This is a genomic window from Streptomyces sp. NPDC056347, assembly GCF_042262625.1.
Lineage (GTDB): Bacteria > Actinomycetota > Actinomycetes > Streptomycetales > Streptomycetaceae > Streptomyces.
Window position 1 is genome coordinate 18,518 of record NZ_JBHJQP010000110.1, and the last position, 9,425, is coordinate 27,942.

At 71.6% G+C, this 9,425-nt stretch carries 6 protein-coding genes; all 6 read right to left on the bottom strand.

From position 1 onward, the window contains the following. Positions 1-129 precede the first annotated feature (129 nt). Complete coding sequence (locus tag ACFCV8_RS23865) at positions 130-1,992, bottom strand: ABC transporter ATP-binding protein (RefSeq protein WP_376687452.1); 1,863 nt, start codon at positions 1,990-1,992, stop codon at positions 130-132. A gap of 426 nt (positions 1,993-2,418) precedes the next feature. Continuing rightward, on the bottom strand, positions 2,419-3,102 hold the full coding sequence (locus ACFCV8_RS23870) for a hypothetical protein (protein WP_376687453.1): 684 nt from the start codon (positions 3,100-3,102) through the stop codon (positions 2,419-2,421). A gap of 296 nt (positions 3,103-3,398) precedes the next feature. Beyond that, complete coding sequence (locus ACFCV8_RS23875) at positions 3,399-4,538, bottom strand: cytochrome P450 (protein WP_376687454.1); 1,140 nt, start codon at positions 4,536-4,538, stop codon at positions 3,399-3,401. Between the two features lie 775 nt (positions 4,539-5,313). Further along, positions 5,314-7,575: a fibronectin type III domain-containing protein gene (locus tag ACFCV8_RS23880; protein ID WP_376687455.1), complete on the bottom strand. Its 2,262-nt coding sequence runs from the start codon at positions 7,573-7,575 to the stop codon at positions 5,314-5,316. 394 nt (positions 7,576-7,969) lie between these two features. Continuing rightward, positions 7,970-8,833 carry a cytochrome c biogenesis CcdA family protein gene (locus ACFCV8_RS23885; protein ID WP_376687456.1) on the bottom strand — a complete coding sequence of 288 codons (864 nt, stop codon included), beginning with the start codon at positions 8,831-8,833 and terminating at the stop codon, positions 7,970-7,972. Continuing rightward, the coding region (locus ACFCV8_RS23890; protein ID WP_376687457.1) for a DsbA family protein at positions 8,830-9,425 on the bottom strand (596 nt) is incomplete at its 5' end. The genes ACFCV8_RS23890 and ACFCV8_RS23885, both read right to left, overlap by 4 nt.

Consider the following 9,425-nt stretch of genomic DNA (forward strand, 5'->3'; position numbering starts at 1 on the left):
CGGATGCGGGAGCGGGGGAGCGGGGGAGCGGCATGCCATCACCTTGCGACGGCGGAAGAGGGGCGGGGAGGTCCGGGACGGCGGGGGCGGCCGCTTCGGCGGGGCGCGCCGGGAAGGCGCCGGGGCCGCTCACGCGGGAGCCTCGTGCTTGTCACTGCCCGGCTCGGACGTGATCTGGTAGGAAAGCAACTTCTGGAAGAGTCCGGGCTGTTGGGAGAGCTGGGCGTAGGTGCCCTCCTGGACGATTTTTCCTTCGTCGAGGACCACGATGCGGTCGGCGACGGCCACGTTGGTGATGCGGTGTGTCACCAGCAGCACCGCCCGGTCCCGGGCGAGGGCCCGCAGTCGCTGGAAGATGCGGTACTCGGCGCGGGGGTCGAGGTTGGCGGTGGGTTCGTCGAGGACCAGCAGACCGGCCGGGCGGAAGAACGCCCTGGCCAGGGCGATGCGCTGCCACTGACCGCCGCTGAGTTCCTCTCCGTTGAGCCACTCGCGGGCCAGGAGGGTGTCCAGGCCGGAGCCGAGCCTGTCGACGACCTCGTCGGCGTCGGCCGCCTCGCACGCCTCGCGGACCGCCGCGTCCCCGCGTGCGGTGGGCTGTCCCTGGGTGATGTTCTCGCGCACGGTCAGCGGCCAGTGCGCGTAGTCCTGCGGTACGAGGGCGACCTGTTGCCACAGGGCCTGCGGATCGGCCTTGGTGGTGGGGACGCCGTCCCAGAGCACCTGTCCGTCGGTGGGCAGGTAGAGACCGCTGACCAGCTTCGACAGCGTCGACTTGCCGGAGCCGTTGAAGCCCACCAGCGCGGTGACCTCGCCCCGGCGCAGGGTGAGGGAGACGCCGGTCAGGGCATCGCCGTCCTTGCCGGCATAGCGGTGGGTGACTGCCTTGATCTCGATCGTCTCCGGCGGCTCGGGGCGGTGTGATCCGCGGCGCATGCGGAAGCCGCCGGCCTTGTCGAGGAAGCCGGTCCAGTCGTCCATGTACAGACCGGTCCGTACGGCGCGTGCGCCGACGGAGACCAGGCCGCGGACCGATGTGCCGACGGTCTGCAGGGCGAAGACGGCCGTGCCGGCGTGCCCGACGGTGATCCGGCCGGCAGCGAGCAGCCACACGACCGCCGCCCACACCACGGCCGACCCCAGGCCTCCGCACACCGCCCCGGCCAGGGACATCCGGGCGCCCTGGTCGGCCGCGGCCCGGTCCTCGCGGTTGATCCGGGCGACGGTGCTGCGGTAGCGGCCGGAGAGGAAGTCGGCCATGGTGCCGGCCCGGATCTGGTCGGCGGCGTCCTTGGTGTAGATGTGCCAGCGCAGCACGGACAGCATCCGGTTGTCGCCGTTGCTGCGGAGGTTGGCCAGGTAGCGGACGCGTGCGGCACTGACCTGGGCCAGGGCCTGCGGCAGGCTGGCGGCAACGAGGAGAGGGAGCAGGACCCAGTGCACACCGGCCAGGACGATCGCTCCGGCGAGGAAGGCGGCGGCCGAGGCGATGAGGTCCTGGCCCTCGTTGATCAGGTCACCCGTGACCTGGGCACCGCGGTCGGCGGCTTCCCGGTCGCGGTTGAAGCCGGGGTCGTCGTAGGCGGACAGCTCGACCTGGGCACAGCCGGTGAGCAGCATCTGCTCGGCCTCGCGGGACATCAACGGTCCCAGCCGGGAAGAGAGCCAGTTGACGGTGATTCCGAGGAGCGCGCGCACGCCGGCGGCTCCGGCGAGCAGGGCGACGGAAGGCCATGCTTGGAGGAGCCGGTGGTAGACGTCCCCGTCGCGGAGCAGGGCGGTCAGGGTGCCGGAGACGGCGACCAGGCCCAGGGCCTGCATCACGCCGGTGATCAGCTGGCACAGCAGGAGGCCGGTGGTCGCCCGCCGGTCGACGCGCCAGGCCAGGGCCAGCGAGCGGCGCACCAACTGCGGCAGACGCCGGGCCATGTCGCGCATCCGGATCGAGCGGCCGGCCGCCTCGCGGCTGCCGGTCAGGTCCACGTACCGCATCTGCGGCTCCGGAGCAGGCGCGCCGGCCGCCGACGAGGGGGCGGAAGCGGACGGTGCGGCGGAGGACGTCGTGGGTGCTGTGGGGGCGGTGCGCGGCCCCGGAACGCCGCCGGCTGACGCATCGGTGGGCTCACTCATGCCGCCCACCCCGTATCCGGACGTTCCGAGGTGAGCGTGCCGTCAACGCTGTGCGTGATCACGGCAGGCCGCCGTTCGATTCCAGGAGGCTGATGCAAGGGGGCGAGGGTCGGGTGCATGGGGTCCTCCGTCTGGGCGTTGATGTGGCACTGATGCTCTAAAAACGCAGTGCATCTGGTCCCGTCACGGCCCGATCGGAAGGAACTTGGTGAACGGGAGTTCTAATGCCGGGGATAGGTCGTACGGGCTCCGGGGCATTGCTGCTCAAACTCGTTCGATCAGGGCGGATCACCCCTTCGGGGGATTGCGGACAGCGCGGACCGGGCCGCAGCGGCGCGCGACGGCGGCAGCCTGGGGCAGACGGTCGGGCTGGAAGTGCGGGAGAGGGCCAGACGCCGAGGACGGTGAAGGCGGCGGCCGTTGACCTGGGGGCGAGGGGGCAGGAGCCGGGGAGAGCTTCCACCGCGCGGTCGAGCGCAGCGGGTGCGCCTCGGCGAGCCGCAGCTCCTGGCCCGGCTCGGCCGTGGCGCGGCGCAGGAAGGCCGCCCTCTTCCGCGGCCGGCCGCTCGGCCCCGCGGCAGCGATCACGATCACCACGGGGACGTGGACGGGGACGGGGGCAGTCGCGGTGGTGGTGGTGAGGGATACGGAGAAGTCCAGGGTGTCGCCCTCGCGGAGCTCGGCGCGCTCCAGGACGAGCGGGGCGAGGGCGGCGGGTGCGTTGTGGGCGTGGCCGAGGGCGGCGTAGGCCGACGACCGGCCCTTCTTCGGCCGGTTGCTCAGGGAGTTGCGGGCGAGGAAGGTGAACTGCCCGCCGGTGACCCGGCCCCAGGTCGCCCCCTCCGCCGACGGGCAGCACACGACCGCCGGCGCCCAGTACGAGGACGCGCACACGGCGATCCTCGCGTGGACGCAGAGCGAGGCGGCGGACCACGGTACGAACGAGCTGTCGCTCGGCGACCTCCGGGCCATGACGGCGAGCTGACCGCCGACGCGCTCGGATCCTCGAGGGCCCGGGAGCACGTGCCCGTCTCCCCAGGGGCGACCGGCGAGGTCGCCGGAGCGCCTGCCCGGACGCGGGCCTCGCGAACGTGGCCTTGTTCACGTCTGGGTCAGGAAGCCAGTTCTTCACGGCTTCGGGAGGGCTTCGGCAGTGCACGCGGCGCGCGTCCCGGTCGTGGGACATGGGACGTGGGACATGGGGCCTGTGGCGGGGCCGGACCCCCGTCCGTTTCCCGGCCGTCGCGGGGCACCTCAGCAGATGTCCTTCACCAGGTCGCGGGGAGGTGCAGGGGGCTGCGGCTGATGGTGCCGCGCCGCCACTCGATGGTGTCGGCGGTGACGGTGAGGTTCAGGGCGGGCAGGCGGCGGGCCAGGCGGTGGAGGGCGAGCTGGAGCTCGGCCCGGGCGAGCCAGGTCCCCAGGCAGTAGTGCCGGCCCGCGCCGAAGACGAGCGAGGGCTTCGGCAGGGGGGTGAACAGGCCGTCGTGAGGGCTGCCCGGGAAGGCCGCCGGGTCGCGGTTGGCGGCGATCCGGTCGGTCGTGACGAGGTCACCGGCGCGGATCGTCACGCCGCCGAGCCGGACGTCCGCGGTGGCGGCGAGGAGACGCCCGGGGCGTTCCTCGTGGTCGTTGAGGGGAATCAGGTGGAGCAGGCGCTCGGTGAGGACTTCGGCGGCCTGTTCGTCGACGGCCAGCCGGGCCCAGGCCGCGGGCTGTTCGGTCAGCAGGTAGAGCAGGGCGTTGCTGAGCATGGTCATGGTGGTGTCGTGACCGCCGACGACCATGGTGGCGATCAGATTGACCAGCGCGGCCTCGGGGATGCCGCCCTCGTTGTCCGCCGCCCGGACGACGCGGCTGACCACGTCGTCGCCGGGCGCGCTGCGGCGCTGGGTGATCAGTGCGGCGGCGAATCCGGTCAGTTCGTCCCGGGCGCGGTCGCCCGCATCCTGTGTCACGGCGGGTCCGGCGAAGGCGTGTTCGGCCCAGCGGAGCAGGCGCTCGGTGGGAACGCCGTCCACGGCCAGCAGCCGGTGAATCACCATGCAGGGCAGGGGCAGCGCGAAGCCGGTGACGAGATCGGCGGGCGGTCCCTTCTCCACGAGCTCGTCGAGCAGCTGGTCGACGACCCCGGCCACCCACGGCCGCATGTGCTCGACCGAGCGCGGTGTGAAGGCCCGGCCGACCGCGCGCCGCAGGCGCAGGTGCGCGTCGCCGTCCTGCTGGCCGATGGCTTCGCGGCTGTCCAGCAGGCTGGGGCCGTCGACGACGGGCGGCGTATCGGGCTCATGGACCGGTGAGCGCCCGAAGCAGGGATTGGTGAGGACCTGATGCACGTCGTCGTACCGGGTGACGAGCCAGACGGGTGTGCCGTTCGGCAGTTCGATGAGCCGTGGCGGCCCAGGCACCGGGAATTCCACCCGGTGCAGAGGGAGAGTACGGGGGACGGGCACGGTGTTTCTCCTGAATTCTGCTGCGACTCGGCCCGGACGGCCGGGCGCACCTCACACCAGGCAAACGGGAATACCCCGCTTCAGGTCATGACTTGAGCCGTCGGTACGGACGACCGGTGCGATTTTCCACCCGCCAGAGTGAACCCACTCCCGCAGCAGGGACCCTGCAGTGCGCCGGCGCCGGCGCCGGCGCCGGGCGCGATCGGCACGATCCGACGTCCGCGCCGAACCACGCTGTTCGCCCCGCCGCCATGGCTCTCGCCGGAGCGGCGCCGACCGCCGCTCCCGCCCCCGCGGCCCCGGTGGCGCCCGCTGCCACTGCTTCCGATACTGCCCGCCAGGCGTCGGCCGACCGTGAGCCTCCTTCGCCACCGGACACGGCCGAGGCTCGTCGAGAGCCCGCAGGTTCCGTGGCCGCCGACGAGGACGACGTCCCTGGCCACGCCGCTCCAAGTGCCAGAGCGAGGAAGCGAAGGCGACGCACAGGATCCTTCAGGGACACGGGCTTCTTCTCGCGACGGTCAGGTGGAGAGAAACCTGGGGCCGCCCCCGTCAGCCCGCTGACCTGCTCCAGGGCGACCCCGTACTTCTCCCGGGGCCACGGGCCGGTACCGGGCCGCGACGACGGAGCCGTTGGCGGGCTTCGAGTCCTGACCGGAGCGGGGGAAGCCCCGCTGTCCGGAAGCGTGAGGGCGTTCGGACAGCGGGGCCCGAGGGACCGTACGGGGCGTCAGGGACTCTGGGTCGAGATGCCGAACGGCTTGGCCTGCGGGGCCGATTCAGTGCCGTCGGCGGCCACGGCGGTGACGACGTAGTAGTAGTACCCCCGGGCCAGGCCGGGGTCCGTGTACGTCAGTTCCGTCACGCCCGAAGCGATGCGGTGCTCAGGGGTGAAGACATCCGAGTCGGACGTGGACCGGTAGACGTTGTACGAGACGGTGGCACCCTGGTCGCACGCTCCGACCTCCCAGTTGAGCCGGACGTAGTCCGCGCCCCTGCCGCCCGTGACCCGGGGAGTGGCCGGTGCGGTCATGACCGGGCAGGGCACGGCGGCCTCGGCCATCGGCGAGAAGTCGGACCACATGCTGTGCGTGCTGACGGCGCGCACCACGTAGTGCCACGTCTGGCCGGCGGGAACGCTCTCGTTCGTGAACGTCGTCCCGGTGATGAGCGGGGAGACCGAGTAGGCCGACGTGGGGTCCGAAGAGGTGGTGCGGTAGACGTAGTAGCCGGCCACATCGGTCGACGTGCTCGCGGTCCACTCCACCGTGATGTTGCCGTTCTCGGCCGTCGCGGTCACCGAGGCGGGCGCGGCCGGCTTCCCGTAGACCGGCAGGCGCTTGCCGTAGACGGTTCCGTAGCCGGGCTCGGGCATGGGAGAGGTGTTGCCGGCCGCGTCGACGGCGCGGACGGTGTAGCCGAACTGCTCGTCGACCGGCACGCCGGCGTCCAGGTACCCGGCGTCCCGCACCACGGCGATCTGCTCCCACGCGCCGAACATCGGCTTGCGCATGACGAGGTAGTGGTCCGTGTCGTCGGTGTTGGCCGTCCAGGCGAGATGCACGCCGTCGGTGCCGTTCCACGCCTTCAGGCCGTACGGCATGTGCGGCGGGGTGACGTCGCCGGTGCGGGTGGCCGAGGCCGTCGCCGACGGGTTCGACTCCGTGCCGTGCGTCGTGACCGTCCTGACCTGGTAGTAGCGCACTTGGCCGACGGGCGCCGCGAAGTCGTCGTAGCCGGTGCCGGCGACCGGGGTTTCGGTCAGCCGGGTCCACGGGCCGGCGGTCGACTCCGCGGCGTAGACGTGGAACCGGTGGGACGCGTCACCGTCGTACCGCCAGCCGACGGTGCTGCGGTCGACCCGGCCGTTGGCGGAGACACTCGTCGGCGGCAGGGGCTTGGGCTCGGTCACGTCGAGCTGGACGGGCACGGAGTACGGGGAGGCGTTGCCCGCGACGTCCAGTGCCCGCACGCGGTAGTAGTAGGTCGTGCCCACGGCGGCGTCGGCGTCGGTCAGGACGGTGCTCCGGGTGGGCGCGGCGATGGAGGAGAACGGCCCCTTGGGCGCGAGGGACCGCTGCACCTCGTAGGAGCTCGCCCCGCTCACCGGAGGCCAGGAGAGCCGGGCGCCGGACCCGTCGTACGTGGCCGTGACTCCGACGGGGGCGGCGGGGGCCGTCTTGTCGGCACTGACGACGCGCGCCGGGGAGGACAGCGGGGAGAGGTTGCCGGAGCGGTCGAGGGCGCGGAGGGCGTACTCGTAGGTGGCGCCGGTGGCCGGGGGCGCGTCGGTGAATTTGGCGCCAGTGATCGGTTTGCTGTTGAGCAGGCTCCAGGCGCCGGTGCTGCCGGTGCGGCGGTAGACGCGGTAACCGGCCAGGTCCAGCTCGTAGTTGCGGGTCCAGGACAGGGTCGTCTTCAGGGTGCCTGCCGCGTATGCGGCCTTCAGGCCCGCCGGGACCAGGGGCGCGGTCTTGTCGTGGGCGGCGCCGATGACGGGCTTGTAGGTGAAGGCGATGTTGGCGGTGCCGGTGAAGGCGGCGAAGTCCACGCGCAGGGTGTGGACCCCGCGCGGGATGGTGAGACGGAGGGTCTTCTTCTGCGTCCGGCTGACGTTGCGCCACAGACTGATCTTGCGGTGGCCGTCGAGGTAGACGCGGGCGCCGTCCTGGACGGCAACGCTGAGGTCGAAGGGGCCGCCGGAGCCGAAGTTGCGGCTGGTACTCCAGCGGACTCCGAAGTTGTCCCGCGGCAGGGCGACGCCCGCGGGGTCGCCGAGACCGTAGTTCTCGGCGATGGAGGCATCGCAGACGGTGGCCTTCGGGGTGCCGGTGAGTTTGGTGTTGGCGTAGTACTGGGCCTTCCACACACCGGCCGAGCAGGTAACGGCCGCCTGCGCGGTGGCGGGGAAGACGAGTCCGGTCAGAGCGGTGGCCAGCGAGAGCGCGGCCGCACCGGCCGTACGGCGCGTCAAGCCGAAGGATATGGGCATCTGTTGACGGTCACACTTTCAGTCGGGAGATGGGTACAAGACGCGTACTCCGCCCTGATCGTGTCATTCACGAGATCGCTCGTGAAAGGGGGTTTGTGCGGAATCATGTCAACCACTTCTCTGCTGCCCGGGCCAGGCTGTGGATGACTTGTCATATGCCTGCAGCACCTCTGAATGGAGTGCGGCGGGGGCGCCGCCCGAAGGAAACCATGGGCGGCTCCGTTGAAGGGAACAGGATGGATGAGCCGGGTTCCCCCTCCGTCGGCACCCCGGCCGCCGACGGCCTCGGCAACGCCCCCGGCACGGCTCCGCGTAACGGCCGGACCGAGGAGAGGGCGGGGCCGGTGTACAGGTTCCCCGCTCTCTCCGTTCGACCGGCCCGGGGCCGGGCGCGTCACCCGTGCTTCGACGTCTCCCCGGGTGAGGGCCGCTCCGCCCGCCTCCTCGTCGGACGGAACAGCGCCAGCAGCCCTGCCAGAGCGACCACAACCGCCAGGAACAGGAGCACGATCCGGTCGGACACAGCTGCCCCGATGGCCGACAGGCGCCCCTCCAGGGCGAACTCCGTGTCGGTACTGATCACTGACGGCAGCGCGGACGTCCCGTCGAACGCCAGGAACGCCGCGCCGAGCGCGACGAAGACCAACCCGCCGACGACCGAGGTGCTGTGCAGGGAGACCCGCCCCACCCGGAGGGACCGGCCACGCAGCCAACGCCTGCGGCCCAGGTCGAACCGGTCCCACAGCAAGGCCAGAGCGAACATCGGCAACGCCATTCCCAGCGCGTACACGGCGAGCAGCACCCCACCGTGGAACGGATTGCCGCCCACCGCCGCCACGGTGAGAATGCCGCCGAGAATCGGCCCCGCGCAGAAGCCGGCCAGGCCGTAGACGGCGCCCAGGGCGAGTACGGACAGCGCCGATCCGGAACGACGCGCGCCGGCTGCCTGCGCCATGCGCCGGGAGCCGAACCCCAATCCGATGATCTGGGCCACGCCCAGAGCGATGACGGTCCACCCGCCGACCGTCACCAGGGTGTCCCGATGACCGTAGAACAACCGGCTGGCGAAGGAACCGGCCACACCGAGCGGCACGAGCGTCGTGCACAGACCTGCGTAGAACAGGGCGGTACGGGCCAGCAGTCTCGTCCGGCTGGTGAAGGAGTATGCGAAGAAGGCCGGCAACAACAGTGCGCTGCACGGACTGAGGAGCGCGAGCAGGCCACCGAGGAAGGCCGCCGCCAGACCGACCTCGCTCACCGTCCCGCCGCCCCGGCCGCCGCTTCGACGGCTTTCCTGAACGTGGCCGTGGGCTGGGCCCCGAGAACCGGCTTTCCATTGATCAGGAACGCCGGGGTGCTGCTCACGCCGAGGCCGTAGCCCTCTTCCTGATCCTTGCGCACGGCGGCGCGGGCCGCGTCGGAGGTCATGTCCGACTGGAACCGTTCGATGTCGGTGACACCCGCCTCGCGAGCCATCGCGACGAGTTCCTCCGCGGCGAACTCGCCTTTGTTGCGTTCACGCGGCCTGTTGTAGGCGACCTCGTGGAACTGCCAGAACTTCTTCTGGCGTCCGGCGGCCCATCCGGCCAGCGCGGCCCGCTCGGACTCCTCGCCGAAGACGGGGAAGTTGCGCCACTCGATACGCAGCACCCCCTTGTCCACGTAGGAACGCAGCAGTTCGGGCTCGGTCTCGCGGGCGAAGCGACCGCAGAAGGGACATTGGAAGTCGGAGTACTCGATCATCACGACCGGGGCGTCGACCGGTCCGACGGCCAGGGCGTCGTCGGGGGTACGGCGCGCAAGGGCGAGCAGGCTCTCATCGGCCGGCACCGGGTCGGCAGATCCGGTGG